This is a genomic window from Candidatus Delongbacteria bacterium (assembly GCA_020634015.1).
In the GTDB taxonomy this organism is placed as follows: Bacteria; CAIWAD01; CAIWAD01; order CAIWAD01; family CAIWAD01; genus JACKCN01.
The window spans coordinates 109,957-136,444 of the sequence record JACKCN010000006.1; the positions used below are offsets into that span (position 1 = coordinate 109,957).

Below are 26,488 nucleotides of genomic sequence, written 5' to 3' on the forward strand. Positions count from 1 at the left end.
GCACTGCGCGGAGGTCCCGGGCAGCGGCACGCCGACAGCACGCCTCATCCCGGTTTCAGCAGTCCCGTGTGCGGGCGAGCAGAAATCCTGCTCAACCCGCCCGCACAAAGGCCAGAAAGCCCCATTGAAGGACGCCCGCAGGGTTGGAATGGCCATTTTGATGCAGTAGTTTGCGCGCTCGAGATCCGTGTTCACTCTCTGATCTCCGTGGGCCCCCCGGGGCGAAGTCATTTGCGGTTTCCAATCGAAAGAATGGTGCCATGAAAGAATACATCCAGTCGGTGGTCGCCTCCGTGCGTGCCAAGAACCCAGCGGAACCGGAATTCATCCAGGCCGCCGAAGAAGTCCTTCACAGCCTCACGCCCGTGCTCAAGCGCTATCCCGAGTATCGCGCCAACTGCATCCTCGAGCGTCTGGTCGAGCCCGAGCGCGTGATCAGCTTCCGTGTTCCCTGGGTGGACGATCAGGGCCGCATCCAGGTCAACCGTGGCTATCGGGTGGAGTTCTCGAGCGCACTGGGTCCCTACAAGGGCGGGCTGCGTTTTCACCCCAGCGTGACACAGGGCATTCTCAAGTTCCTGGGCTTCGAACAGATCTTCAAGAACAGCCTGACCACGCTGCCCATGGGCGGCGGCAAGGGCGGCAGCGACTTCGACCCCAAGGGCAAGAGCGATCACGAAGTGATGCGTTTCTGCCAGTCCTTCATGACCGAACTTTCCCGCCACATCGGCCCCAACACCGACGTGCCCGCCGGTGACATCGGAGTGGGCGGCCGCGAGATCGGCTTCCTCTTCGGCCAGTACAAGCGCCTGCGCAACGAGTTCACCGGTGTGCTCACCGGCAAGGGCCTGGGGTGGGGCGGCAGTCTGATCCGTCCCGAGGCCACCGGTTACGGCGTGGCCTACTTCCTGCAGGAAATGCTGGCCACCCGCGGCCAGAGCCTGGAAGGCAAGACCATCACCATGTCGGGCTACGGCAACGTGGGCACCTACTTCGTCGAGAAGGTCAACGAGCTGGGCGGCAAGGTGGTCTCGCTGGGTGACGAGTACGGCTGCGTGCACGACCCCGACGGCATTTCCGGCGACAAGCTGAAATTCATGTCCACCCTCTGGAGCGTGTACCGCAAGAGCGCACGCGAGTACGCCACCGAATTCGGCGTCAAGTGGATCGACGGCGGACGCCCCTGGCAGATCCCCTGCGACATCGCCGTGCCCAGTGCCACCCAGAACGAACTGAACGCCGAAGATGCCCGCACCCTGATCCAGAACGGCTGCCTGGCGGTGGTCGAAGCGGCCAACATGCCCAGTACGCCCGAGGCTGTGGACCTGATCCTGGAGAAGGGCCTGCTCTTCGCTCCGGGCAAGGCGGCCAATGCCGGAGGTGTGGCGGTGTCCGGCCTCGAAATGAGCCAGAACAGCATGCGCCTCAACTGGAGCCGCGAGGAAGTGGATGGACGCCTGCAGAAAATCATGAAGGAAATCCACCAGGCCTGCCACCAGTCCGCCGAGGAGTTCGGCACCCCGGGCAACTACGTGAACGGGGCCAACATCGCCGGTTTCATCAAGGTGGCCAATGCCATGCTGGACCAGGGTCTCGTCTAGACTCCCTGACCCTCCCGATTCTCCCTCGCGCTCCCGGTCCTGTACCGGGAGCGCTTTTTGTTCCGGGCCGCGCGGCGATTGGCTATCTTGCACGCCTGTCACACAACCACGGAGAACGCATGCACCGCGGCTCATTCGATCTGATTGCCGGCTTCCAGAACCTGATCCAGCGCCGGGTGAACGAGATCCTGCTGGTGGCCAGCGAGTACGACGCCTTCATTCTGGCCCAGGACGGACAGCTGCAGGACCTGATCCTCAGCGAATTCGTCAACATGAATCTGTACCACGCCCCCAAGATCACCCGGGTGGCGCGGGCCAGCCGGGCCCTGGCCATGCTCTCCGCGGGGCGCGAGACGCGCGAGCCGGAAGAGGAGGACAGCGCCTCCAGCGGCACCTACGACCTGATTCTGATGACCACCAACGTGGGCGACATGCACGTGCTGGAGTTCGCGCGCAGCCTGCGCAACTCGGGCGTGCAGGTGCCCGTGATCCTGCTGGCCTACGAGAACCGCGAACTCGAGGAGCTGCTGGAACGCAGCGAGATGGAGTACGTGGACCAGGTCTTCGTCTGGCAGGGGGACTTTCGCATCCTGCTGGCCATCGTGAAGTATGTCGAGGATTTCTGGAACCTCGAGCACGACACCAAGGTGATGGGCGTGCAGGTGATCATCCTCATCGAAGACAACATCCGCTTCTATTCCAGTTTTCTGCCCAACATCTATACCGAAGTGGTGAAACAGTCGCAGCGGCTGATCTTCGACGGCCTCAATCTGGCGCACCGCATGCTGCGCCAGAAGGCGCGCCCCAAGATTCTGCTCTGCACCGATTACGACCAGGCCTGGACCTTCTTCGAACGTTACGCGGACTTCGTGCTGGGCATCATCACCGATCTGGAGTACCCCAAGGGCGGAGTGAACATCCCGGATGCGGGGGCCCAGTTCGCCCGCCAGGTCCGCGGCCGATTTCCCGACATGCCCGTGATGATCCAGAGCAGCCAGCCCCGCGTGATGGAGTACGCCGACCTGCTGAACACGGCGGTGGCCCGCAAGGACTCGCCGACCCTGCTCAAGGAACTGCGCACCTTCATGCAGGAGAATTTCGGCTTCGGAGACTTTGTCTTTCGCCTCGAGGACGGCACCGAGATCGCGCGCGCCCGTGACCTGCAGACCCTTGAGCGGATTCTGACCGAGATTCCCGATGCCACCCTCGAGTATCACGCCAGCCGCGACCATTTCTCCAAGTGGCTCAAGGCCCGCACCGAGTTCGGGCTGGCGCGCAAGCTCCAGGCCCGCAAGGTGGACAGTTATCCCAGCATGGACGATCTGCGCAACGACCTGATCGCCTGCATCCGCAACTTCCGTCTGGACCGCACGCGTGGCGTGATTGCCGAGTTCAAGAGCGACACCTTCGATCCCACCAACAGTTTCGCCCAGCTGGGGCAGGGATCCATGGGCGGCAAGGCCCGCGGTCTCAGTTTCGTGCGCCATCTGATCAACCGCCACGAGCTCTGGAACAGCGTACCGGGAGTCTGCATCACGATTCCGCCCGCGGTGATGCTCAACACGGGTGTCTTCGACGATTTCATGGAACTCAACGGGCTGGAAGAGTTTGCCGTGAGCGAACCCGACGACCAGAAGATCCTGGCCCGTTTCCTGGATTCGGAATTCCCGCCGGCCTACATCGACTCGCTGAAAGCCATCGTGCAACTGATGGACTATCCGCTGGCCGTGCGTTCGAGCAGCCTGCTGGAGGACAGCCAGTACCAGCCCTTCGCGGGTATCTACCGCACCTGCATGCTGCCCAACAGCAGCCATGATCCGGAAATCCGGCTCGAATACCTGCTGCGCGCGATCAAGATGACCTATGCCTCCACCTATTCGCGTGAGGCCAAGGCCTACATCGATTCCACGCCCTATCGTCTCGAGGAGGAGAAGATGGGCGTGATCATCCAGAAACTTGTCGGTCAGCGCCACGGCGACCGTTTCTACCCCAGCATGGCCGGAGTGGCGCGCAGCTGGAACTTCTATCCCAGTGGCCCCATGAAAGCCGAAGACGGGGTGGCCAATGTGGTCCTGGGGCTGGGCCGGATGGTCGTGGACGGCGGCAGCAGCCTGCGCTTCTGCCCGCGTTATCCCCAGCACCATTCGCAGTTCGGCACCATGCGCGACTATCTGGACTACTCGCAGAAGGTGTATTACGGGCTGGATCTGGGGCACACGGGAGAAGGCGTGGTGGACGACAACAGTCTGCCTTCATGGAAGGTGGCCGAAGCGGAGAAGGAGGGCACTCTGGGGCCGGTGGCTTCGGTATTCTCACCGGAGAACAACGCGGTCTACGACGGCCTGTCCCGGCCGGGCGTGCGGCTGGTGACCTTTGCGCCCATTCTCAAGCACAGCCTGTTCCCGCTGCCGGAAGTGCTTGTGAAGGTCCTCAAGCTGGGCACTCGCGGCATGAGTCGCCCGGTGGAAATCGAATTCACCGCCCAGCTGGGTGTCGAAGGGGATGAACTGCCCGAATTCAATGTGGTGCAGATGCGGCCCCTGGTGCTGACCCGGGAAGTGGAAGAGATCCATCTGGAGCAGATTCCCGAAGCCACACGTCTGTGTTACAGCACCCAGGTGCTGGGCGCGGGCAATCTGGAACTGAACGACATCATCTGCGTGAACTACGCCAACTACGAACGCCGCCGCAGCAAGGACGCCGCGCTCGAAGTGGGCAAGCTGAATGCGCGCCTGAAGCAACTCAAGCGTCGCTACCTGCTGATCGGCGTGGGGCGCTGGGGTTCCAGCGATCCCTGGCTGGGCATTCCCGTAAGCTGGGACCAGATCAACGGCGCCAGCGTGATCATCGAGTCGGGTTTCAAGGATTTCATCGTGACCCCCTCGCAGGGCTCACACTTCTTCCAGAATCTCAGTTCACTGGGCATCGGCTATTTCACCGTGAATCCCGACGAGCACGATGGCAGCCTGGATTGGGAATTCCTGGCGACCCATCCCGCCGAAGAGGAGGGCGAACTGTTCCGTCACCTGCACTTCCAGCATCCATTCACGATCCGCATGGACGGACGGCGCGGCTGTGGAGTGGTGATCAAGCCGGAGGCCTGAGTGCGGCGCATTCCGTCACTCAGAGTGCGCAGCACGTGAAGACTCGTCACCCGGCAGGAGCCGGGACAATCTGGAGGCAAGGTGATGAAGGCCGCTGAACGCAAGGCACTGCTCGGCATCCTGGCTGAGCGCTTCGAACGACATCCGGCCCGGCATGCGGGCATCCCGTGGTCCGCGGTCCGGGCCCGCCTGGAGGCCGATCCCGCGGCTCTTGAGGTCCTGCAGCGGATGGAGCAGACCGGTGGAGAGCCGGACCTGATCGGCCAGGACGGCAAGACACGCGACTACATCTTCTGCGATTGCGCGCCCGAGAGCCCCGCGGGCAGGCGCAGCCTGTGTTACGATCGCGCGGCCCTGGACGCCCGCAAGCAGAACAAGCCCGCGGGCTGCGCCATGGAAATGGCCGAAGAAATTGGAATCCAGCTTCTGGACGAGGACCAGTACCGCCAATTGCAGACACTGGGCGAGTTCGATCGCAAGACCTCGAGCTGGGTCAGCACACCGGCGGAAACGCGCAAGCTGGGTGGCGCCCTGTTCTGCGACCGGCGCTACGACCGGGTCTTCGTCTATCACAATGGTGCGGAGTCATACTACGCGGCGCGCGGCTTTCGTGGCCAGCTGCGGATCAAGGGCTGAGAGCATCCGGCACGCAGGGCGCATCGGAAGCAGAGGACAAAAAAAGGGGGCTCCCGGTCGCGGGAGCCCCCTTCGTGTGATACGATCGATGCGGGTCAGTTCTGGACCTGGGCCAGCAGCCAGTCGGTGGTCACGCTCTTGGGGCGCTCGAGGGCAAAACCAAGAGCGCGGCTCCAGACCAGGTTGCTGAGCACGCCGATGGCGCGGCTGACACCGAAGAGCACGGTGTAGTAGTCGTGTTCGGTCATGCCGTAGTGCACCAGCAGGCAGCCCGAATGGGCATCGACGTTGGGCCAGGGGTTCTTGGTCTTGCCGTGCTCGGTCAGCACGCGCGGGGCGATCTCGTAGATCATGCTGACCAGGCGGAAGAGCGGATCATCGGGCAGATTGTGCAGGGCGAATTCCCGCTGGGCCATGTAGCGCGGGTCGGTCTGCCGCAGTACCGCGTGGCCGAAGCCCGGAATGACCTGACCCGAATTCAGCGTATCCCAGAGGGCCTTTTCCAGCTGGGCTTCGGTGGGCACGTCGACGCCCATCCGGGCCTGCAGGTCGGTGACCCAGCGCAGCACTTCCTGGTTGGCAAGGCCGTGCAGCGGTCCGGCCAGTCCGGCGATTCCCGCCGCCAGAGAGAGGAAGGGATCGGTCAGGGCACTGCCCACCAGATGGGTGGTGTGCGCACTCACGTTGCCCGCTTCGTGATCGCTGTGGATGACCTGATAGAGACGCATCAGCATCTTGAAGTCCGGGTTGTCCAGCCCGATCATGTGGGCGAAGTTGCCGGCCCAGTCCAGGCTCGTGTCGGCCGTGATGTACTCGGAGTTCTTGTACTTGCGGCGGTAGATCCGCGCGGCCAGCTCGGGCAGCTGGGCGATGATGGTCATGGCGTCTTCGAAAGCCGGATCCCAGTACTCTTCCTTGCGCATGCCATCGTGGTAGCGCACGGCGAACTGGCTCTGGGTCTGCATGGCCGTGATGCCCGCGATGAACATCGTCATCGGATGGGTGTTCATGGGCAGGGCGTCAAGGACGGCCAGCACGTGGGCGGGCAGACCGGAACGGCGATGCAGCTCGGCGGTGACTTCGGCGGTTTCGGCCTGGGTGGGCAGCTTGCCCGTCATCAGCAGCCAGAGCAGCCCTTCGGGCAGGGGTTCGCGTCCGCCGGCCACCTTGGGCAGCTTCTCGCGGATCTCGGGGATGGAGTAGCCGCGGAACTTGATGCCTTCCATCGGGTCCAGCGCCGAAATGTCGGAGACCATGCACTTCACGGAGCGCATGCCACCGATGGCCTGGGAGATGGTGCATTCGCTGATCACTTTGTCCCCATGAACCGTGCGCAGCAGGTTCACGCGTTCACGCATCGGACCGATTTCTTCGGCCAGTCGGGCTTTAAGACTGAACATGACGTCTCCTCGTGTTGGCTTGCCAGCGTGTCACCGAATGTCAATCACCGGGGCCCTGTGTGAACGGGCGAAGGCAGTGAAGCGATGGCGCGTCAAATGTAGATATGAGGCCTTGGGCAAACAAGGCGCGCCCCTTGCGAACGGCGATGAAGAATGGTCCGGAGGGATTTTTTCCTTGCGGATCCGCCGCTGGTGAATCATTGCGCCCGACTTTTTGCTTGCAGTTGCCGGGAGCCAGTCCTACCATCATCGCGCCACAGTCCAATCGGCACCCTTTGCAATCGTCGCAGCCCGCTGACCGGCGCACCAGACACTCCATCTGCGGGGGTGGTGTCTGGAAGACTGTGTTGATCGGCCGCATCTCCGACCGCTTGAAGACGCGGCCCGGGCTGCCGATGACCGAACATCCCGACTGGACGCGCGCGATTGCCGGAACGCCGCATGGATACACCAACTGGAGCCCCAAGCATGAGAATCTCCCTGTGGATTGCCTTGACCTGTACCGGGTTCGCCTGCCAGAATGCACTGGCTCGCGAAGCCGAGACCGCAGCCTTCGTGCCCGGTGTGGTGCTGGTGCGTTTCGAGCACCCGGTGACACCCGATCAGGCGTCGCTGCTGCTGGATGCTGGCCTCTTCACGGTGGACCAACGGATCTACGACCGCCTGAGCATCTACCGGGTGAAGCTGTCGGAAGGGCTTGAGGTTCCGGAAGCTCTGGAACTGCTGGACCGGAACAAGAACCTGCGCTGGGCCCAGGCCGATCACCTCACCCACGAGCGCGACACCGTTCCCGACGATCCAATGTTCCCGTCCCAGTGGAACATGTCCATCATTTCGGCACCCCAGGCCTGGGATCTGGGCACCGGGGGCGTCGACGTCCTGGGGCGCCAGATCGTGACGGCGATCTGCGACGGGGGCATGGAAATGACCCACCCTGAGCTGAGCGGAAATCTCTGGGTCAACACGGGCGAAACGCCCGGCAATGGCGTGGACGATGACGGCAATGGCTACATCGACGACGTCAACGGCTGGGATGGCTACAACAACGACGGCAGCATTCCCACCAACGGGCACGGGACTCACGTCTCCGGCATTGCAGGGGCCAGCGGAAACAACGGGACCCAGGTCTGCGGCATCAACTGGAACAGCACGCTGATGCCCGTGGCCTGCAGCAGCAATTCCACCTCGATCGTCTCCACCGGTTACAATTATGTGGCCAACATGAAGGCCCTCTGGTTCAGCAGCCAGGGGGCGCAGGGTGCCAACATCGTGAGCACCAATTCCAGTTTCGGGGTGAATCAGGCCGACTGTCAATCCGGCAGCTACCCGATCTGGAACGATCTCTACGACGACATGGGTGCACTGGGCATTCTGTCGGCGGGCGCCACGGCCAATGCCAACTTCAATGTGGATGTGGTGGGAGATGTGCCCACCAGTTGCAGCAGCGACTGGCTGATCACGGTGACCAACACCACCTCGGTCGATGTCAAGTACAGCCAGGCGGGTTATGGTCTCACCACGATCGATCTTGGCGCTCCCGGCACCTCCGTGCTCTCCACGTATACAGGCGGATCCACGAGCACGCTCACCGGCACCTCGATGGCCACTCCCCATGTGACCGGCGCGATTTCCTATCTGCACAGCGTGGCCAGTGCCGACTTCGCCAATTATTACATGCTCTTTCCCGCGGAGGCCGCGCTGCTGATCAAGCAGTGGATCATGGACGGCACGGATCAGCTTGCCGCCCTCGACGGGATCACCGTCAGCGGCGGTCGCCTCAATCTGGCTGCATCCGCGGCTCTGGCGGCCGCTTTCAACAACGGCCCCTCACCGCTGATGGATCTGACGGCTCCGTCGCTTTCCTTCAGCCTGCCCGCCAATGCCTCCGAGACGGCCCAGCTGTCTCTCGCCAACGTTGGCGAGGAAGGCAGCTCACTGAACTGGAGCGTCACCATACGGGAGCCCGTGCAGGCCCTGCGCGACATGACCGGCTCGCTGCTCGAGGTGCCCCAGACCAGTTACTCCAGCACGGACACCCTGGTACTGGACCTCTCGGCCCTCAACGGCAGTGCGGACCAGGAGTGGATGGCCGCCGTGACACTGGAACTGCCGACCGGAGTCACCGTGATCTCCGCCTCCAACCTGGTCTCGGACGTGGAGGAGACCCGTTTCCTGTCCTGGGATGGCATCAACGGCGCCAGCGTGGTGCACTGGACAGACCAGGATGGCGGCTGGGGCAACATCTTTCCCAGCGAACACGCGCTGGGCCGGATTTTCCTGGATGCCAGCGGAGCCAGCGGCAGCATCGAGTTCACCTGGACCATCGAGGGCGATGTCTTCGGGGGCGAGCCGCACACGGTCACAGGCGGGTTCGGTCTGGACCCCAGCGGCCCCGGCATCTCGGTGGGCCAGCCACTTGACGGTGCCAACTGGCCCATCGGCAGTCAGCACAACATCACCTGGAACACGCACCTCGTGGATGGCCCGATCACGATCCGTCTCAGCCGCAACGCGGGCCTCGACTGGGAAACCCTGGCAAGTGACGAAAGCAACGACGGCAGTTATCCCTGGCTGGTCAGCGGTCCGCCGACCAGCGAGGCTCTGGTGGAGGTGAGTCTGCCCTCCGAGGCTCTGGCCGACGTGAGCGGAATGTTCCGGATCTCGCAGCCCCTGACCTGGCTCAGCATCAACCCCCAGTCGGGTGAACTGGCCGACGGCCTCAGCCAGGTGCTGGGACTGGACCTGGACACGGCCGATCTGTTTCCGGGCAGCTACTCCGCGGAGCTCTTCTTCCAGTCGAACTCGGGCAACCAGATACTTCCCGTGCAGCTGCTGGTGACGGCCGGAGGAGATCTGGAAGCCCCCCTGGTCCAGATTCTTTCCGGGGGCGGAATCATCCAGCTGAGCTGGCCCAGCGTACCCGGTGCCCTGAGCTACCGGGTGGAAGGCCGTCAGACGTCCGCGGACGCCTGGCACCCCGTGGAGACGGTTGACGGCACCAGCTGGCAGCAGCCATTGTCGTTGGGCATGAGCCAGTTCCGGGTGATCGCGCTTCAGTAAGCACGCGTTTCCCACTCGGGTTGCGCTTTGCCCGGAGTGAACGATTTGCCTGATTGCACGGCCGGACGATGGCGTCCGGCCGTTTTCATCCGGGCGTGCCCGGACAGTCACAGGACGCACCATGCATGCACCATCCCTGAGCCGCGGAATGTGGGTCCCGGCCAAGCTGGCGTCAGTTCTGCTGTCGCTGACCCTGAGTTCCAGTCCGGCACTGGCGAGCGACGGTCCGGACTGGACCCCGGGTGTGTTGCTGGTGGCCTTCAACGCACCGGTGGCGGACCTGGAAGACGCGAAACGCCTGCTGGCCGGCGCGCCCAATCCTGGCTCGGCCAGCCTCGATGCCCTGCTCTGCCCCTCGCTGGGCATCGCCCGTCTGCGCCTGGATACCACGGCCGAGGAGCCCCGGGCCCGGGATCAGTGGAGTGCCCACTCCGCCCTGCGCTGGGTCCAGCTCGATCATCGGGTGGACGCACGTGAGACATGGCCCGACGACGCGTCCTTTTCCTCGCAGTGGAATCTGTTCAATCCCACGGGGGCCGGTGACATCAGCGCTCCCCGTGCCTGGGATCTGGGCAGCGGTGGCAGCGATGCGCTGGGCAATCCGGTGGTGGTGGCGATCATCGATTCCGGGTTCGAACTGGATCACCCCGAGCTGCAGCCCAACCTCTGGACCAATCCCGGCGAGATTCCGGGCAATGGAGTGGACGACGATGGCAACGGACACATCGACGACATCCATGGCTGGAATGTCTACAATGACTCGCCCGACATTCCCGCCCACTATCACGGAACCCACGTGGCGGGCATCGTGGCGGCGCGGGGCAACAATGGCCAGCAGGTCTGCGGCATCAACTGGCAGAGTCAGCTGATGCTGGTGGCCGGCAGTTCCACCACGACGGCCACCGTGATCCTGGCCTACGACTATGTGATGCAGCAGAAACAGCTCTGGCAGGAGACCGGGGGAGCGCTGGGCGCCAACGTGGTGGTCACCAATTCCAGCTTCGGGGTCAATTTCGGAGACTGCTCCAGCGGGGAGTATCCGGCCTGGAATGAGCTGTACGACGCAATGGGCGCGCTGGGCATACTTTCCGCGGCGGCCACCATGAATGCCGGGGTCAATGTGGACGCCGTGGGTGACGTGCCCAGCACCTGCAGCAGCCCCTGGCTGGTGGCGGTGACCAATACCACGGCCATGGATCTGCGCAATTCGGGAGCGGCCTGGGGCGCCAGCAGCATCGATCTGGGCGCACCGGGCACCAACATTCTCAGCGCTGATCTGAACGGGGACATCCAGACACGCACGGGCACCTCGATGGCCACACCCCATGTGGCGGGAGCCATCGCCTGGCTGCACAGCGTGGCTCCGGCCGCCTGGGTCCAGCAGTATCAGGCTCAGCCGGCGGAGATGGCCCTGGCCCTCAAGCAGGTTCTGCTGGACTCGGTGGATCCGCTGCCCAGCCTCCTGGAGCAGACCGTGAGTGGAGGGCGACTCAACCTGGACCGGGCCGGACGCCAGCTCAACGGCATTCTGGAAACCCCGCAACTGCGGATCACGACGCTTCCGGGCAACCGGATCGGACTGGACTGGCCCGCAGTCAACGGTGCGCTGGCCTACCGGGTGGAAAGCTCCCCAGGGCTGGCAGGGGCCTGGCAACCGCTGCTGGAAACCGGGGAAACCGGCTGTGAGTTGCCGCTGGTACAGGGTCAACGGCGCTACCGGGTGGTGGCGCTGGATCACGAATGAGCAAGGACATCATGAAAACCCATCTGTTCAAGCTGGACCTGCTGGTCCGGGACGGCGCCCGCATGGCCACATTCTACGAGGCGCTGTTCGGGGTGCCCTTTCTGGCTCACGAAATGGCCGGGCATGTCTTCCGGGTGGGTCAGGTGCCCGGACTCTGCACCCTGCAGCTGGTGCCGGCGGCCCTGATGGATGTGCCGATCTCCGGTTTGAATCGCTTTCAGCTCAACCTGGAGCTGGATTCCGGCGCGGCCCTGCCCGAGGGACTGCTGGCCGCCGGAGGAGAGGTGGACGAGCCACCCCAGCGAGACGGCGATCGCCTGCTCTGGTCCGTGCGGGATCCCGAAGGCAACAGCCTGGTGATCCAGTGCCCCGATGCGGTGCCCGTGATCGAACTCTGACACACGGTCGACGAACCAACCTGAAACGATCAATGCCCGAGAGGGTGGAGTGTGCGCCATGCAACTGCCAATCCGTACCATGATCGACCAACTGACACCGACGCGTACCCTGCGCCTGCCGATCTGGATCTCGTGCGCGGGGGTCCCGATCCTCGTGCTGCACGCCATGCTGGGTGCCGACTGGCCCGGAGCCCTGCAGCGCCTGGCGCTGACTCTGATGCTGGCGGGGGCCACCCTGCTCTGCGGTGGGCTGGTGGGCTTCCTCTTCGGTTTTCCCCGCGCCCGGCCCAGCGAGTCACACGGCGAAGGGGCAGGCCCCCAGCGCTATCGGGCAAACACGAATCTGGAAGAAGTTTCGGACTGGTTGAGCAAGATCCTGCTGGGCGTGGGCCTCGTGCAGATCAACAAACTGGGCGGCCTGGCACACGCGATCGCCGCCCAGTCGGTCCAGGGCTTCGCTGGCGGGCCCGGTGACATCGTCTTCGTGGTGGCCCTGCTGGCCTACTACCTGATCTGCGGTTTCCTGCTGGGATTTCTGGCCACCCGGCTGGTACTGGCCACGGTCTTCGAAGCCGTGGATGACAGCCAGGAGCTGAGTGAGAAGATTGCTCTGTACGACAGAATCGAAGACCAGCTGCGTCCGGAAGAGCGCGCCGAGGTGATGAACCGGCGTCGCCATGCCGAGAGTCGGCTGGCAAGCATGCTCAGTTCCAAGGACAGTCCGCGGGGCGAGCTGGACCGTTCGGCGCGCGAGTACGAATCCCTGCGCCGCCTGTTGCCCACGGGCAGCGAACGCACCATGAAGATGTCGGAGGTGGTGGCCCGTGTGCGCTCGCTGGCGGGCTCGATGAATCCCAGCGTGGAATCGGTGAAGCGCATTTTCGGCAAGGGCGGCGACGGCGACCGGGTGGTGGCGCTGGCCCTGCTGGAAAGTCTGGGGTCGGGCGAGGCGGCCGACATCGTGGAACAGGCACTGGAACAGAGTCGCAGCTCCTTCGAGCAGTATCTGGCTCTGCGTGTGGCCCGCCAACTGGTGGACAGTCTGGATACCTTGCAGCGCCAGCGTTTGCTGGATCTGCTGCAGCGCCTGCGCGAAGGCAGAACCCAGGGTGTGGCGATCACCCCCGATTCGGATCGTTGGGAGCCCAGCGAGCGCCTGCTGGAACGCCTGGCGCGTGGCAACTGAGGGACCCGCGGACGCTCAGGGGTGGGGAATGCCGCCCAGCCCAAGGCCCAACTGGCGCTGGCTGAGAATCTCGTCCACCTGGATCACCACGCTCTCGAAACAGTCCGGGTCGCTCACCAGGTCGTTGCGATCGGCATTGATCACCAGCACGGGACAGAGAGTCCAGTGTGTCACCCAGTGCTCGTAGGCCAGGTTCAGGCGCAGCAGGTACTGGGGGTCGATGCGCTCCTCGAAGTGGCGCGCTCGGCGGCGGATGCGGGTGAGCAGTGTGTCCAGCGAAGCCTGCAGGTAAATCAGCAGGGTCGGCCGCGGCAAGCTGTGTTCCATGCCCGCGAACAGGCTCTGGTAGGTTGCCCAGTCCCGTTCATTGATGTGACCCAGCTCGTGCAGGTTGCGCGCGAAGATGTTCGCGTCTTCCCAGATGGTGCGGTCCTGGATCGCACTGCGTGACCCGGACTGCAGTTTCTGCAGGCTGCGGAAGCGATGCTGGAGGAAGTAGACCTGCAGGTGAAAGCCCCAGCGGTCCTTGTCGGCGTAAAAGTCTTCCAGGTAGGGGTTGTCCACCACGCTTTCGTAGTGGGCGTCCCAGTCGAAGCGCTCGGCCAGCAGGCCCGTCAGCGTGGTCTTGCCTGCGCCGATGTTGCCCGCGATGCCGATGAACTGCTGCATGGACCGGGTGCTCCGCTGGGTACCGTCGTGGGGGGTGACACGAAACCCGGCGGGCGCCGGGCAAGAACGGTCCAAGATAGGATGACCGGGGGACACGGTTGGCCCACGGGCGGCGATTCCCTAGATTGGGCCTCGCCCGGGCCGCAAGGCCTGATTGCCACCCTAGCTCAACTGGTAGAGCAACGGTTTTGTAAACCGTAGGTTGTGGGTTCAAGTCCCATGGGTGGCCCTTTCTCGCGACCGAACCACCCATGGCACTCCGCTCAGCGCTTCTCGCCCTTCTTGTTGCCCGTCGTGGCCTGCTTGACACTCTTCGAGCTTTTCTTGCGCTTCTGTGACTCATCCGGCTGGACCTGGGGTTTTGCCGGCTGCACCTGCTTGTCCGCGTCGGGCGCACTGGGTTTCGGGGCCGGTGCCACCTGGGGCTTGACTTGAGGCGTGACCTGGGGCGTGATCCGGGGAGTCACAGGCACTGGAGTCTTTCCGCCCTTGCCGGAGCTGTTGTCCCTGCCCGGCAGAAAGACGCCGCCGCTCGAGGAGCTTCCGCTCTTGCCGGAACTCTCGGGGCGAGTGGTCCAGACCCGGGGTTTGATCGCCGGCGGCGGATCGCTGGCACGCACTTCCTTCAGCACCTTGCGCAGATCCTGCTGCTGGAACACCGCATCCGCCGCGGGAGGCCATTGCTCGCGTGGCTGCTGGCCCCGGTCCACTTCCTGGACCAGACGCTGGCGCCAGTCCTGGCTCCAATGGCGCTGGCGGCGCCAGACTTCCTGATCGCGCCAGGGGGAGGTATCGTAATCCCAGCGGCTGCCACCCTGGATGTAGATGTACACAACCGGGGAATCCCACCACCAGTGTCTCGGGCCCCACCAGCCACAATGATGATGATGGTAGTGGCCGTAGTAGTAGGAGTTCACGCGCCAGTCGCACCAGCAGTGGTCCAGTGTGCAGGTGGGGTGCCAGCAGTTGCAGTAGTCGCACCAGTAGTCATAGTGAACCTCGTGCACCATGATCCCGGGGCGCGGGCCGTCTTCGTCCACATCCGTCGCGCTGTACGCCGCCGGACCGTCAATGGTCAGCTCGGCCACGGCCCAATTGTCCAGTTCCCGGGAATCGCGGGTCATCCGGAAATGGATGTCGGCCAGATCCAGCGGATCCGGGGCAAGAAATTCCTGACGGCTGGCCTTGATCCGGCGGTATTCGAGAGTATGCACGGCCACCAGTTGCTCACGGCCGGGCAGGGATCCCGCGATCACCGGCTCGATGCTGAAACTGTTGCCGGCCTGCACCTGGCCACGCCCGTCCTCGGGCTGGACAGGATAGAGCAGGCGCACCGTGCCGCGCGCATCCAGTGAATAGACATAGACGAAGCCGTCCCGCTCGGGAAGCAGGTGGATGCTGTAACGGCTGCCCGCATCCATGGCCATCTGGTCGGTCCAGATTTCCACGCGCGAATCGGGACCCCGACTGCTGGCGCGGGCATTCAGGACCAGGGCCAGCAGAAGGCCCGCGATCAACAGCAGAACCCAGGAGCGCTTCGAAGAGGACTCGTCATCGGGATCCGGCCTGCGCCGACGGCGTCCGTCCAGAGGGATTGGAACCAGCCGGGGCTGGGGACAAAGCTGCTTGAGCATGGGTCTTCCTTTCTGGCGGGGGAGTCTCCCGCCCGGCCCTGATACTCCGGGAACCGTTCGCCAGTTTCCTGAACCGGAACGGCAGTGCCAAGTCTTTCTTGCACTCCCTGCGTCATTCCGGCCTGTGCAAGCGACTCGCGACCCCGGATTCCCAATCGCACCGAGCGCGCAAGGCACTGGCGTTCGTTTCCTACCTTGGCCGGCGTCGTGATCCAGCAGGGGAGGCCTTCCGGCCGCAGCATGTTCCATATCGTCCTGTACCAGCCGGAAATTCCCCAGAACAGCGGGAACCTGATTCGCCTCTGTGCGGCCACCGGCTGCCAGTTGCACCTGATCCGTCCATTGGGTTTCCAGTTGGACGATGCCCGCATGAAACGCGCGGGTCTGGACTACTTCGAGCGCAGCTCCTTTCAGGTGCACGAGTCACTGGACCAGTTGCTGAATGCCCAGGACGAGAGTCGCTTCCGCTTCTTCACCACCCATTGCAGCACTCCATATACGCGCCACGACTACCGCGAAGGCGACTGGCTGGTCTTCGGACCAGAAAGCCGAGGCCTGCCTTCCCAGTTGCTGGAACTGTATCCGGAGCAATGCCTGACCATTCCCATGCCGGGCCGGACCCGCAGTCTGAACCTGGCCAACAGTGCGGCGATCGCCGTGTACGAGGGGCTGCGCCAGTGTGGCGCCTGGCCCGAATGAATCAAGAACGGACCCAGTCATGACCATTCTGGAACAGTTGCAGCGGATCCTCTGCGTGACGGCCGCCGGACTCTTCGACATGGACCCGGATCCGGCCGAGCTGGTCCTGGATCTGCCGCCCGACGCCAGTCTGGGGCATCTGGCCATGCCCTGTTTCGGGCTGGCCAAGCGCCTCAAGCAATCCCCCGTGCGCATCGCCGAAAGTCTGGCCGGGGCGCTGGCCGGGCAGCCGCTGCTGAAGGCCGCACGCGCCGCCGGTCCCTATCTCAATCTTGAACTGCAGACCGCGCCCTGGTTCCAGCAGGTGCTGCGCGACCAGCTGTCGGGCGATCCCGGGGTGTTCCTGCTGCCCGAAAACGAGCGGCGCCACGTGGTGGTGGAGTACAGTTGCCCCAACACCAACAAGCCCCAGCATCTTGGGCACGTGCGCAACAATGTGCTCGGTCTGTCGCTCAGCTTGCTGCTGGAAGCGGTGGGGCACCGTGTGACCCGCGTGAACCTGATCAACGACCGCGGTGTGCACATCTGCCAGTCGATGCTGGCCTGGCAGCGCTGGGGCAATGGCGAGACCCCGGAGTCGGCCGGTCTCAAGGGCGACCACCTGGTCGGACGTTACTACGTGCTCTTCGCGCGCAAGTTGGCCGAAGAACGTGCCGCCTGGTTCGCCGCCAACGGGCTGGACCCCGCCAACGAACAGGACCTGGCCCGTTTCGAGAAGGAAAGTCAGCTGATAGGCGAAACCCGCCAACTGCTGCGCGCCTGGGAAGCCGGAGATCCCGAGGTGCGCGAGCTCTGGCGCACCATGAATGCCTGGGTGCTCGCGGGCTTCGAACAGACCTACAACCGGATGGGCGTGCGCTTCGACCGCGTGTATTACGAGAGCAACACCTACCTGCTGGGCCGCGACCTGGTGCTGGCGGGCCTGGAGCGGGGCGTGTTCCAGCGAGCCGAGAACGGCGCCGTGATCTGCGAGCTGCCCGGAATCAGCAGCGAGCCCAAGGCCCTGCTGCGCGGCGATGGCACCAGCATCTACATCACCCAGGATCTGGGTACGGCCGTGGCACGCCAGGAGGAACTGGGCTTTGATGAAATGATCTACGTGGTGGCCAACGAGCAGGAACACCATTTCAAGGTGCTCTTCGGCATTCTGGGCAAGCTGGGCTACCCCTGGGCCGACCGCCTGGCGCACCTGGCCTACGGCATGGTCAACCTGCCCAGCGGCCGGATGAAGAGCCGGGAAGGCACCGTCGTGGATGCCGACGACCTGCTGGACGGTCTGGCCGAAGCCAGCCGTCGGATCATGGAGGAGAGCGAGCGCCGCTCCGACCTGGGCGAGGACGAGCGCCGCGCCGTGGCCGAAGCCCTGGCCGATGGCGCCCTCAAGTACTTCGTGCTGAAGGTGAATCCCAAGCTCAACATGGTCTACAATCCCGAAGAGAGCATCGACCTGGCCGGCAATACGGGCCCGTACCTGCAGTACGCCTGCGCGCGCATCAGCAGTCTGGTGCGCAAGAGCGGACTGGACCCGGCTGCCATCGACGACTTCCGGCCGTTGGGCGAACCGGAGGAGCTGGAGCTGCTCAAACAGCTGGCGCTCTGGCCCGCCCAGGTCAGACTGGCGGCCGCCCAGCGCAGCCCCGCGCGGCTGGCGGGGCGCGTCTACGAACTGGCGCGCGCCTTCTCCGGGTTCTTCAATGCCCATTCCGTGTTCGACCGGGTCGAGGATCCCGCACTGGCTGGCGCACGGGTGGCGCTGGTGGCCGCCACGGGCAGCGCCTTGCGTCAAGGACTGGCCCTGCTGGGCATGAGGACGCCCGAGCGGATCTGAGACAAAGGGAGGTGTGGTGAGACTGGTTTCCTGGAATGTGAACGGCCTGCGGTCCGTGCTGGGCAAAGGATTTCTGGACTGGCTGGCCGGCGAGCTGCCCGATGTGCTCTGCCTGCAGGAGACCCGCATCCACGTGCACCAGATTCCCGCCGAGGCCACGGCCCGGCTGGCGGAACTGGGCTACGCGGGAACCTGGTCCACCACCCAGCGCGCCGGATACAGTGGCACCGCCACTCTGGTTCGCGGGCTGGAATGGCAGGGTGCCGAAGGTCTGGGGCCGCTGGACTCCAGCCTGAGCCACTGGGACACGGAAGGCCGGGTGGTGGCCACCCAGGTGGGCGGTGTGCGCCTCTTCAATGTCTACTTTCCCAACGGCACCTCGGGGCCCGAGCGCCTGGCGTACAAGATGGCCTTCTATGCCGATTTCCAGCGTCTGGTCGAGTCCCTGCAGGCTCGCGGTGAATCGGTGGTGATCTGCGGTGACCTGAATACGTCGCACCGCGAGATCGATCTGGCCCGCCCCGCGGCCAATCGCGGCAACAGCGGTTTCCTGCCCGAAGAGTGTGCCTGGGTCGATGGATTCCTGGCCGGCAATGCGGGCGGTTTTCTCGACAGTTTTCGCGTGCTGCACCCGAAGCAGGAAGGCGCCTACAGCTGGTGGTCCTTCCGCGGCGGGGCCCGTTCACGCAACGTGGGCTGGCGCCTGGACTACTTCTTCATCAGTCAGGACCTGGCGCCCCGGTTGATCGACGCCACGATCCTGGACCATGTCACGGGCAGTGATCATTGTCCGGTTCTGCTGGAACTTGGGCCAGCGCGGGGCTGACATCCGCAACAGCCACGCCGGACCGTTCCCCTGCCTGATCATTGCTGCGGGAGAGCAAAAAAGCCCGGTCGCTGCAAGCGCCGGGCTGGAGCCATGTCCGGTGGGAAACTACTTGCGGATCTTTTCCGCCTGGATGCAGCAGGTGCAGACCTTGACCCGAACGCGTTCGCCGGTATCAAGACGGGCATGCACGGACTGCAGGTTGGGCAGGAAACGCCGACGGTTGTGGTTCTTGGCATGGGAAACGGTGTTTCCGCTCATCGGGCCTTTGCCACAGATCTCGCATACGCGGGCCATTGGGCACCCCTTTCCTATCCTCACGGCACGCTGGCCGATGCTGTACGGTTGTCAGAATCCGGGCTTGTCAGCCACGGCGCAGAAGCCGCACAACCTAACGAAGCCCCGACTGCATGTCAAGGAATCCAGTTCCGGAGCCGGGTGAAACCTGAACTCCGCGCTCAGGAAATCCGCTCAAGAGACGAACCCTGGCGACAACTGGCCAGGCCTGGCTGCGCCCCAGGTCCCGCGCGAGCAGACGACTGGCGCGCGCCGCAAGCCGTCTGGCCAGCGAATGGGGATCGGACCCGGCAGGCAGCTGCAGCCAGACACTGATCGTCGGACCCGTGTGCAGGCCCTCCAGCCGGGCACCGATGGCCTGCAGCTGGGGCCCCCAGATCGCCCGCAGTCTCCGCCCCAGACGCTGCTCCTCCCCGGACCGCGCCGTGCGAAACCCGCACTCTTCCCAATCGATCCTGCAACATGCCATGGTTGGTTCTCCCGCTGGACCCACCATGGGGAATCCGCCAGGATCGTGCCTGAAACTTTCAATGGAAATACTGGACTTGCAGCCATCGGGCGGGAGGAAATTCCGGGATACTGGAAGGATATGTGATATTGAGCGTTCCGTCGGCGGCTTCCGTCACACAGAGTCCCCCGTCACGGAAACAGTCGAGGTGTCTTCTTGGAACAGTTCTCGATCCAGGCCCGCAGCCATTCCTACCCCATCACCATTGCAGGCGGACAGCTCGAGCGTGTGCTTGACTGCCTGCGTGCCCTGCCCAGCCCGGCGATCGTCGTCTGTGATGACAACCTGCAACGCTGCCAGCCCCAGTGGATGAACGCCCTGCGCGAACAGGCGGGCCACAGCCACAGCATTTCGGCGGGCGAGGGCTCGAAGAATCTGGCCGGTCTCAACGCGATCCTTGACCGCATGCACCGGGCCGGGCTCGAGCGGGGCAGCCCGGTGGTGGCGTTCGGCGGAGGTGTGGTCGGCGATCTGGCCGGTCTTGCGGCGTCGCTCTGGAAACGGGGGGTGCCCGTGATCCAGATCCCCACCAGTCTGCTGGCGATGGTGGACAGCAGTGTGGGCGGCAAGACCGCGATCAATTTCAAGGGAGTGAAGAATCTGGTGGGCGCCTTCTGGCCGCCCCACGCGGTCTTCATCGACCCCGACCTGCTGCGGACCCTGCCCCGCGAAGAACGGATCTGTGGATTCGCCGAGATCTACAAGGCGGCCTGGCTCTCCAGCGACGACTGGGCCGCCGAACTGGAATCCCGCTGCGAAGCCCTGCTGGAGCTCGATCCCGAGGTGCTGCTGCCCGCGATCCGCAAGGCGGTGCATTTCAAGGCCCGCATCGTCGAAGAGGACGAGCACGACAAGGGAGGGCGGGCCCTGCTCAATCTGGGGCATACCTTCGGCCACGCGCTGGAGGCACTTTCGGGAGGCGAATTGCGCCACGGCCAGGCGGTCCTGCTGGGCCTGCGTGCCGCGGTGATCGCCTCGGGCGAGCTGAAAGTGTCCGACCGTGTGCTCAGCACACGCATGCTGCATCGGCTCGATCGCCTGCTTCGGCGCCTGGATCTGTCCATCCCCTCGAGCTGCCGCGATGCCGACGCGCTGGTGCGCCAGATGCGATCCGACAAGAAAGTCAAAGAGGGCGCACACACCCTGATCCTGCCGGTTCGCGTGGGTGAAGCCCGGCAGGTGAGTGTGCTCGATGAATCACAGCTGCATGTGGTCTGGAGCCGCATGCTGGAAGAAAGGGCCACCCGGTGAACGTGCACGTGATCAACGGCCCCAACCTGGACCGGTTGGGCAAGCGGGAACCAGAAGTCTACGGCCTGGAAAGCCTCGAACAGCTGCAGGCCTGGCTGGAGCGCCAGTGTCCTGCGGACCAGCTGACCTTCGTCCAGAGCTCGCACGAGGGAGCCCTGATCGATGCGCTCTTCGCGGCCGAGGACGAGAATGCCGACGGCGTGGTGCTGAATGCGGCCGGATACACCCACACCAGTGTCGCCCTGCGCGATGCGGTGAAGACGGTGAACACTCCGGTGATCGAAGTGCATCTGAGCAACATCCACGCCCGCGAGGAGTTCCGCCGTCGCACGCTGACCGGTGAAACGGCCAAGGGCGTGATCAGTGGCCTGGGCAAGTTCGGCTACCTGGCGGCCATCGAGTTTCTCAGGAGAGGCGAGTGACGCGCTTCGCCCGTCTCCCGGCCACCGGGCTGAGCCTGCTGCTGCTGGTGGCCACTCCGGCGCTCGCGGGTACCGACCTGTTGCAGCGCAGCCTGAGTGCGGCGGGCCTGGAAGCCACCGATCTGGGCTTCGGGCTGCTGCCCCAGCAGGAAGACAGCCTGGCTCTGGACATCGTAGGCCAGGTGCTGGCCGGCCGCCGCATCGATCACTGGGCCGATTCCCTGGGGCGCGCGCTGGAAGAACACCTGAGCCTCGAAGGCCTGGGCCGTGAGCTGGCGGCCACCGCGGCCCCCCTGTATCACCCTTTGACCAGTGACCAGAACGTGGCGCCCTTGCCCAGAAACGACACATCCGCGCGCGTGCAGCGTCGCCAGTGGAGCGAGTGGCTGGGCACGCTGGCGGCCAGGCGCTTCATCGACCCTGCGGATTGCGCCACGCTCGAAGAGGATCTGCTGTCACTGTCCGGCGAGGATGACGAACAGGCCGCCGAGGATGTGTTCACCCTGGACCAGCGTGAACGCGAAGCCCGTCTCGAACGCGACGCACTGGTGGCCCGCCTGTGTCGCGAAGTCCGTCAGCGGCGCCTGGAAGGCATGCAGGCCCTGCTGCCCTCGCTGGACAGCCTGGTGCTGGCGCTGCCGCGTCTCAAGGCGGCCTTCGAGAACGCCAAAGCCCGTTCCGGGGAGATTGACGGCACGGTGTGTTACCGGGATGAATGGCTGCTCGTGGGGGGCAGTGGTCCCAACATCTACCGGGGAGAGCTGCCGCCGATCGTGATCGATCTGGGGGGCGACGATCTCTATCTGTCCCCGGTGGCCGTGACCCATGGCGGAGTCTCGCTCTGCCTGGATCTGGGCGGCAACGATGTCTACAGGGCCGCCGAAGGCCCGGCCCTGGCGGTGGCCGGACTCTCCCTGCTGCTGGATCTGGACGGCGACGACCAGTATCTGGCCGGCGACAACAGTCTGGCCACGGGTCTGGGCGGACTCTCCATCCTGCTGGATCACGCGGGCAACGACCATTATCTGGGTGGCCAGGTGGGCCAGGGCGCGGGCATTCTGGGCTGGGGCATCCTGGTGGACAGCGCGGGCCGTGATCGCTACGAATGTACACTGTATGGCCAGGGCTACGGAGGCCCCGCGGGCATCGGCCTGCTGCTGGACGGAACCGGGGACGACAGCTACGAGGCGCGCCCCGCGGTCACCGACTTCATCCGCTACGAGGATCACAGTCTGAGCCTTTCCCAGGGCTTTGGCTACGGCATGCGTCCCGTGCTCTGTGGCGGCCTGGGGCTGCTGGTGGACGGCGGCGGACAGGACCATTACACCTGCGACATCTACGGACAGGGCGCTGCCTACTGGTACGCACTGGGTGCGCTGGTCGACCGCGGAGGCGGAGACACCTACACCTCCTGGCAGTACGCCCAGGGTGCGGGAATCCATCTTGCCGGGGGAGTGCTGCTGGACAATGGCGGCAGTGACTGCTACCGCAGCCATGGGGTGGCGCAGGGCTGCGGACACGACCTGGGCATCGGCTGGCTCGAGGATCACGCCGGAGAAGACTACTACCTCAGCGAAGGGCTCAGCCAGGGCGCCGGCAGCGCCAACGGGGCGGGAGTCCTGCTGGATCACACGGGCAATGACCTCTACGCCCTGCGCATCGGCAAGAACTCGCAGGGCTACGGCAACCCACGCCGCAACAGCGGCTCGCTGGGACTCTTCGCCGACGGCGGCGGGGATGACCATTATCTGGGCGCGGGAGCCCAGGACAGCCTCTGGCGCGGCAGCCTGCTGGGGTTCGGAGGCGATTTCAATCTTGACGCCACGCCCGGTGCGGCGTCCGCGGCTGCCACCCCAGCGGCTGAACCTGAGGCCCCGGTCCTGCTGGATCAGGAATTCGACTCGCTGGACACGGTGCAGCGTCTGCATGTGTGGGCCATCTGGTCCACGCGGGTCCGGCATCGCTGGCAGGCCGAGCGAGTCATCGTGCAGCGCCAGTTGCGCGAGCGGCGCGACGAGTATCTGCCCTGGCTGGCCGGTCAACTGGCGAGCGCGGAATCCTGGGAACGCCACGGCATCCGTGAGACACTGTTGACCTTCGGCGAGGACGCTTTGCCCTTCTACGCGGCCGTGCTGGACACGGCGGGCAGTTCCTCGCGCGGGCTGCTGCTCTGGGTGCTCTCCGACCTGCCCGACGTCGGGGATGGCGATCTGTTCCGGCCCCTGCTCCAACGCATTCTTCTGAACGAGGGCGGCAGCCGGGGGCTCTGCCTGATCAATCTGGCTCTGCGCGAGAAGGAACACGGCGGGCCCTCCTGCCGGGGGATTCTTGAGGCGGGTCTGGCCGAACCGGATCCTCGTGTGCGCGCGGCGGCAGCCTACGCACTGGGCAAGCTGCCGCCCGAGGACACCAGCCTGAACTCGCTGATCGCCGCGCTGGACGACCCCGTGCTGCACGTGCGCCAGGCCGCCCGACTCAGCCTGCTGGCCGACAGCACCCGGGTCCCCGAGCTGCTGGAGCAGAGCCTGGATGCACTGGACGCATCGGCTGAGTCCAATGCCCTGCTGGCACGCCGCCTGCTGGAACTGCTGTCACTCAAGGACCCTGACTCGGCCATGCGGCGAATCGAGGATGCCACACCGGCACCATGGCTTGAGGATGAACGGCGCCTCCAGCGCGGCGAACGGTCGCGCTGATGTCGCTGGCCCGCAACAGCATGCTGCTGGTCGTTGGACGCAGTGTGGCCAGCCTGGCCCGCCTGGTGGTGAACCTGCTGGTGGCGCGCCACTTCGGCGAAGCCCTGCAGCTCACGGCCGAGTACCAGAAGATCTGGCTCTACTTCAACACGCTGTTCCAGGTCTTTCTCTTCGGCATCCCCGCCAGCATGTACTACTTCCACCCGCGCCTCGAGGGCGAGGAACGGCGCAGCTTCGTCAACCAGAGTCACACGATCCTCTTTCTGCTGGGCGGAGTCTTCGCGCTCTGCCTCTTCGCGCTGGCGCCCGTGGCGGCCAGGTTCTATGGCGTGCCCAATCTGCCGCTGTACTACAGCTGGTTCGCGTTCTATGGCTGGACCATGGTCGCCAGCAGCCAACTGGAAGCCGCGCTCAACCTGGCGGGACGCTTCCAGCTGCTGGCCGCGCTGCTGATCGGCGAAGCCCTGCTGTTCTCAGTGGCCGTGCTCGCTCCGCTCAAGGCCGGGCTGGATCTGCATGGCACCGTGATCGCGATCACCGTGCTGGGCTGCCTGCGCTTCCTGGCCCTGCACGTCCTGCTGACGAAGCGCGCGCCCGAACTGGCCTGGAGCCGCTGGCGGCTGCCGCTGGCCGCCACGGGCCGGCAGCTGGCCTGGACCCTGCCGATCACCATGACCACGCTGGTGGCCTATCTGGCGGCCTTTCTGGACAAGAACATCGTTGCCACCTGGTTCAAGGAGGGCGGGGTCTACGCCGTGTACCAGATCGGGGCGATGGAAGTGCCTTTCGTGTCCGTGCTGGTGGGGTCGGTCACGGCGGTGATGCTGCCCCGGCTCTCGCGCCTGCAGCACGAAGGAAAGACCGGAGAAATCTGTGACCTGCTTGCGCGCAGCGTCGAGGGACTGGCCTGGATCGTGTTTCCGCTCTTCACCCTGCTGATGGTGGTGGCCGATCTGGTCTTCGTTGCCCTGCTGGGCGAGAGTTACCGCGCGTCGGCGGTGCCCTTCCGGCTGTATCTGCTGCTCTTCCCGCTGCGGATCATGTTCTACGGGCAGATTCTCAATACCCTGGGCAAGGCACGCTGGGTGTTCTGGAGCGCCCTGGGTGATCTGGCGCTGAACGCGGCTCTGTCCCTGTACCTTGTGCGCGTGATCGGCATGCCGGGCCCCGCCCTGGCCACCGTGCTGGCGACCTTCGTTGAAATCGGGATGTTCCTCTGGCTGCTGAAAGCCACCCTGGGCGAACCGCTGGGCCGGATCTTCCGCTGGCAGGGCCTGCGCCTGCCCACCCTCTTCGCCCTGCTGCCCGTGGCCGGAGCGCTGGCTGGCCGCTGGCTGGGAGGGGCCAACATCCTGCTGGCGCTCGTTCTGTCACTCATGGGCTATGGCCTGCTGCTGCTGCCCGTGCTGGCCCGTCCCGAGGCAAGACGCAGTCTGGGAACGCTGTTTCAGGGACTGAGGCGAGAAAAGTGACTCTGCCCCTGTGTGGGCGCCGGGAGTGCTGGACTGCCAGCACGCCCTTCGATAAGTTTGCCGCGTTCGTGCCGGCAGCCTGATTCAGGTGCCCGGCGGACGCCCCTGCCCGTGGGATCACGGGCAATTCAGCCGGAAAGGAGCCCCGGTATGGCAAAGGGTGATGAACGCCAGAAGGAAGACAAGAAGAAACCCGCCAAGTCCCTGAAGGAAAAGCGCGCGGAGAAGAAGAACAAGGGCGGCGACAAGCCCCTGGCCCCCGGCAAGGCCTGAACTCCCGGAGCGGGCAACGACCCGCCCGGACACACATGGGACCCGGGAGTCTGTCGGACTTGCGGTCCACTGAACGGAGTCCGTGATGAAATGGATCACCGCGCGGGGCTGGCGACACGCCGTGCCGCTGCTGGTGTTGTTGCTCTCCCAGCAGGCCTGCCTGAAGGTGGAGCAGATGGAGCTGCGGGTGCGCCCGCGTCCCGATGGCCGGGTGTCCGGCGAAGTGATCTACCGGGGACTCTATTCCTCGCTGGATGAAGATTCGCTGACACTGGAGGAAGAGTTCCAGCAACTGGTCAAGGAGTATCTGCAGGGCGACGCCCTCGCCAGTGACCTGCCCGGTTGGCGCATGCTCAAGCGAGAACTTTTCGAGGACCAGGGCGAACTCTGCGGTCGGTTGATCTTCGAAGGGGACAATGGCGAGGCCGTGGGTCTGTTCCAGGACAAGACCTGCGCCTGCGCCGGCTGGGTACTGGTGCCCCAGGATGGCGACCTGAACACGCTGATCAGCGGGGACGGCATCCGCACTCCCTACGGCATGCGCTGGAGTCTGGATCACCCCGAGCTGACCTGGGTCCAGCGCCTGGATGTGATCGAACGCGACGACCGCAGTCTGCTGCCGACCTGGCAGAAATGGCCCGGGCGCAAGGCCAAGGCCACGCCAGCGAAGCGCTGAGAGTGCCGTTGCAGCAATACCAAAGTCGAACAGGGCCTCGCGGGGCCCTGTTCTCGCTCCGCTTGAATCATGTCGGCAGCTCATCGGACCAGAGATCACGGCCCGGTC

20 protein-coding genes and 1 tRNA gene are annotated in these 26,488 nt (G+C 64.8%); 16 read left to right on the plus strand and 5 right to left on the minus strand.

Going from position 1 to position 26,488, the window contains the following annotated elements; translation table 11 throughout:
* Positions 1-260 precede the first annotated feature (260 nt).
* The 3 genes from gdhA to H6678_12040 all read left to right on the plus strand — a co-directional run bounded on the left by gdhA (position 261) and on the right by H6678_12040 (position 5,341).
* On the plus strand, positions 261-1,601 hold the full coding sequence (gene gdhA / locus H6678_12030; protein ID MCB9474529.1) for an NADP-specific glutamate dehydrogenase: 1,341 nt from the start codon (positions 261-263) through the stop codon (positions 1,599-1,601).
* A 164-nt stretch (positions 1,602-1,765) separates the two neighbouring features.
* Positions 1,766-4,705, plus strand: a complete 2,940-nt coding sequence (locus tag H6678_12035; protein MCB9474530.1) for a histidine kinase — start codon at positions 1,766-1,768, stop codon at positions 4,703-4,705.
* A gap of 84 nt (positions 4,706-4,789) precedes the next feature.
* Positions 4,790-5,341: a DUF4256 domain-containing protein gene (locus H6678_12040; protein MCB9474531.1), complete on the plus strand. Its 552-nt coding sequence runs from the start codon at positions 4,790-4,792 to the stop codon at positions 5,339-5,341.
* 95 nt (positions 5,342-5,436) lie between these two features.
* Here the strand turns inward: H6678_12040 and H6678_12045 are convergent, their stop codons facing one another.
* Positions 5,437-6,741, minus strand: coding sequence for a citrate (Si)-synthase, eukaryotic (locus H6678_12045; protein ID MCB9474532.1), 1,305 nt, complete (start codon positions 6,739-6,741; stop codon positions 5,437-5,439).
* A 468-nt stretch (positions 6,742-7,209) separates the two neighbouring features.
* On the opposite strand from H6678_12045, the gene H6678_12050 reads away from it, so the two are divergent.
* The 4 genes from H6678_12050 (at position 7,210) to H6678_12065 (ending at position 13,129) form a co-directional block, all read left to right on the plus strand.
* Positions 7,210-9,801: a S8 family serine peptidase gene (locus H6678_12050; GenBank protein MCB9474533.1), complete on the plus strand. Its 2,592-nt coding sequence runs from the start codon at positions 7,210-7,212 to the stop codon at positions 9,799-9,801.
* Positions 9,802-9,922: 121 nt separating this feature from the next.
* Complete coding sequence (locus tag H6678_12055) at positions 9,923-11,545, plus strand: S8 family serine peptidase (GenBank protein ID MCB9474534.1); 1,623 nt, start codon at positions 9,923-9,925, stop codon at positions 11,543-11,545.
* Entirely contained in the window at positions 11,542-11,943 is a 402-nt protein-coding gene (locus tag H6678_12060; GenBank protein ID MCB9474535.1) for a hypothetical protein, read from the plus strand. The genes H6678_12055 and H6678_12060 overlap by 4 nt, the downstream gene beginning before the upstream one ends.
* A gap of 58 nt (positions 11,944-12,001) precedes the next feature.
* The gene (locus H6678_12065; GenBank protein MCB9474536.1) at positions 12,002-13,129 is read left to right on the plus strand and encodes a hypothetical protein; all 1,128 of its coding nucleotides are present in this window, start codon (positions 12,002-12,004) and stop codon (positions 13,127-13,129) included.
* A 15-nt stretch (positions 13,130-13,144) separates the two neighbouring features.
* Here H6678_12065 and H6678_12070 read toward each other — a convergent pair whose 3' ends face one another.
* Complete coding sequence (locus H6678_12070; GenBank protein ID MCB9474537.1) at positions 13,145-13,798, minus strand: deoxynucleoside kinase; 654 nt, start codon at positions 13,796-13,798, stop codon at positions 13,145-13,147.
* 156 nt (positions 13,799-13,954) lie between these two features.
* On the opposite strand from H6678_12070, the gene H6678_12075 reads away from it, so the two are divergent.
* Positions 13,955-14,027 (plus strand) — tRNA-Thr (locus H6678_12075).
* 34 nt (positions 14,028-14,061) lie between these two features.
* Here H6678_12075 and H6678_12080 read toward each other — a convergent pair.
* Entirely contained in the window at positions 14,062-15,432 is a 1,371-nt protein-coding gene (locus H6678_12080) for a hypothetical protein (GenBank protein MCB9474538.1), read from the minus strand.
* A gap of 240 nt (positions 15,433-15,672) precedes the next feature.
* Between H6678_12080 and H6678_12085 the strand changes: the two genes are divergently transcribed.
* From H6678_12085 to xth, 3 genes are read left to right on the plus strand one after another with little or no spacing between them, the layout of a single operon-like run.
* Positions 15,673-16,131, plus strand: a complete 459-nt coding sequence (locus H6678_12085) for a tRNA (cytidine(34)-2'-O)-methyltransferase (protein ID MCB9474539.1) — start codon at positions 15,673-15,675, stop codon at positions 16,129-16,131.
* 19 nt (positions 16,132-16,150) lie between these two features.
* Positions 16,151-17,959 carry an arginine--tRNA ligase gene (argS, locus tag H6678_12090; protein ID MCB9474540.1) on the plus strand — a complete coding sequence of 603 codons (1,809 nt, stop codon included), beginning with the start codon at positions 16,151-16,153 and terminating at the stop codon, positions 17,957-17,959.
* 16 nt (positions 17,960-17,975) lie between these two features.
* Positions 17,976-18,785: an exodeoxyribonuclease III gene (gene xth, locus H6678_12095; GenBank protein MCB9474541.1), complete on the plus strand. Its 810-nt coding sequence runs from the start codon at positions 17,976-17,978 to the stop codon at positions 18,783-18,785.
* Between the two features lie 108 nt (positions 18,786-18,893).
* Here xth and H6678_12100 read toward each other — a convergent pair whose 3' ends face one another.
* Both H6678_12100 and H6678_12105 read right to left on the minus strand, forming a co-directional pair.
* Positions 18,894-19,082, minus strand: a complete 189-nt coding sequence (locus H6678_12100; protein MCB9474542.1) for a 50S ribosomal protein L28 — start codon at positions 19,080-19,082, stop codon at positions 18,894-18,896.
* Between the two features lie 94 nt (positions 19,083-19,176).
* The gene (locus tag H6678_12105; GenBank protein ID MCB9474543.1) at positions 19,177-19,551 is read right to left on the minus strand and encodes a hypothetical protein; all 375 of its coding nucleotides are present in this window, start codon (positions 19,549-19,551) and stop codon (positions 19,177-19,179) included.
* 195 nt (positions 19,552-19,746) lie between these two features.
* On the opposite strand from H6678_12105, the gene aroB reads away from it, so the two are divergent.
* From aroB to H6678_12130, 5 genes are all read left to right on the plus strand, one after another.
* Positions 19,747-20,841, plus strand: coding sequence for a 3-dehydroquinate synthase (gene aroB, locus H6678_12110; GenBank protein ID MCB9474544.1), 1,095 nt, complete (start codon positions 19,747-19,749; stop codon positions 20,839-20,841).
* A complete protein-coding gene (locus tag H6678_12115) occupies positions 20,838-21,263 on the plus strand; it encodes a 3-dehydroquinate dehydratase (protein ID MCB9474545.1) in 426 nt (141 codons plus the stop codon). Before aroB ends, H6678_12115 begins: the two co-directional genes overlap by 4 nt.
* Positions 21,260-23,959 (plus strand): HEAT repeat domain-containing protein, encoded by a 2,700-nt coding sequence (locus H6678_12120; GenBank protein ID MCB9474546.1) that lies wholly within the window; start codon positions 21,260-21,262, stop codon positions 23,957-23,959. The genes H6678_12115 and H6678_12120 overlap by 4 nt, the downstream gene beginning before the upstream one ends.
* Entirely contained in the window at positions 23,959-25,431 is a 1,473-nt protein-coding gene (locus H6678_12125) for an oligosaccharide flippase family protein (protein ID MCB9474547.1), read from the plus strand. The genes H6678_12120 and H6678_12125 overlap by 1 nt, the downstream gene beginning before the upstream one ends.
* 358 nt (positions 25,432-25,789) lie before the next feature.
* Positions 25,790-26,380 (plus strand): hypothetical protein, encoded by a 591-nt coding sequence (locus tag H6678_12130; GenBank protein MCB9474548.1) that lies wholly within the window; start codon positions 25,790-25,792, stop codon positions 26,378-26,380.
* Positions 26,381-26,488 lie beyond the last annotated feature (108 nt).

What these genes read in the sequence shown, in the direction of transcription:
- H6678_12085 (MCB9474539.1), top strand. Translation starts at nt 15,673, where the DNA reads ATGTTCCATATCGTCCTGTACCAGCCGGAAATTCCCCAGAACAGCGGG.
- argS (MCB9474540.1), top strand. Translation starts at nt 16,151, where the DNA reads ATGACCATTCTGGAACAGTTGCAGCGGATCCTCTGCGTGACGGCCGCC.
- H6678_12055 (MCB9474534.1), top strand. Translation starts at nt 9,923, where the DNA reads ATGCATGCACCATCCCTGAGCCGCGGAATGTGGGTCCCGGCCAAGCTG.
- gdhA (MCB9474529.1), top strand. Translation starts at nt 261, where the DNA reads ATGAAAGAATACATCCAGTCGGTGGTCGCCTCCGTGCGTGCCAAGAAC.
- H6678_12100 (MCB9474542.1), bottom strand. Translation starts at nt 19,082, where the DNA reads ATGGCCCGCGTATGCGAGATCTGTGGCAAAGGCCCGATGAGCGGAAAC.
- H6678_12040 (MCB9474531.1), top strand. Translation starts at nt 4,790, where the DNA reads ATGAAGGCCGCTGAACGCAAGGCACTGCTCGGCATCCTGGCTGAGCGC.
- H6678_12080 (MCB9474538.1), bottom strand. Translation starts at nt 15,432, where the DNA reads ATGCTCAAGCAGCTTTGTCCCCAGCCCCGGCTGGTTCCAATCCCTCTG.
- H6678_12130 (MCB9474548.1), top strand. Translation starts at nt 25,790, where the DNA reads ATGAAATGGATCACCGCGCGGGGCTGGCGACACGCCGTGCCGCTGCTG.
- H6678_12050 (MCB9474533.1), top strand. Translation starts at nt 7,210, where the DNA reads ATGAGAATCTCCCTGTGGATTGCCTTGACCTGTACCGGGTTCGCCTGC.
- H6678_12065 (MCB9474536.1), top strand. Translation starts at nt 12,002, where the DNA reads ATGCAACTGCCAATCCGTACCATGATCGACCAACTGACACCGACGCGT.
- H6678_12070 (MCB9474537.1), bottom strand. Translation starts at nt 13,798, where the DNA reads ATGCAGCAGTTCATCGGCATCGCGGGCAACATCGGCGCAGGCAAGACC.
- H6678_12125 (MCB9474547.1), top strand. Translation starts at nt 23,959, where the DNA reads ATGTCGCTGGCCCGCAACAGCATGCTGCTGGTCGTTGGACGCAGTGTG.
- H6678_12105 (MCB9474543.1), bottom strand. Translation starts at nt 19,551, where the DNA reads ATGGCATGTTGCAGGATCGATTGGGAAGAGTGCGGGTTTCGCACGGCG.
- H6678_12060 (MCB9474535.1), top strand. Translation starts at nt 11,542, where the DNA reads ATGAGCAAGGACATCATGAAAACCCATCTGTTCAAGCTGGACCTGCTG.
- H6678_12045 (MCB9474532.1), bottom strand. Translation starts at nt 6,741, where the DNA reads ATGTTCAGTCTTAAAGCCCGACTGGCCGAAGAAATCGGTCCGATGCGT.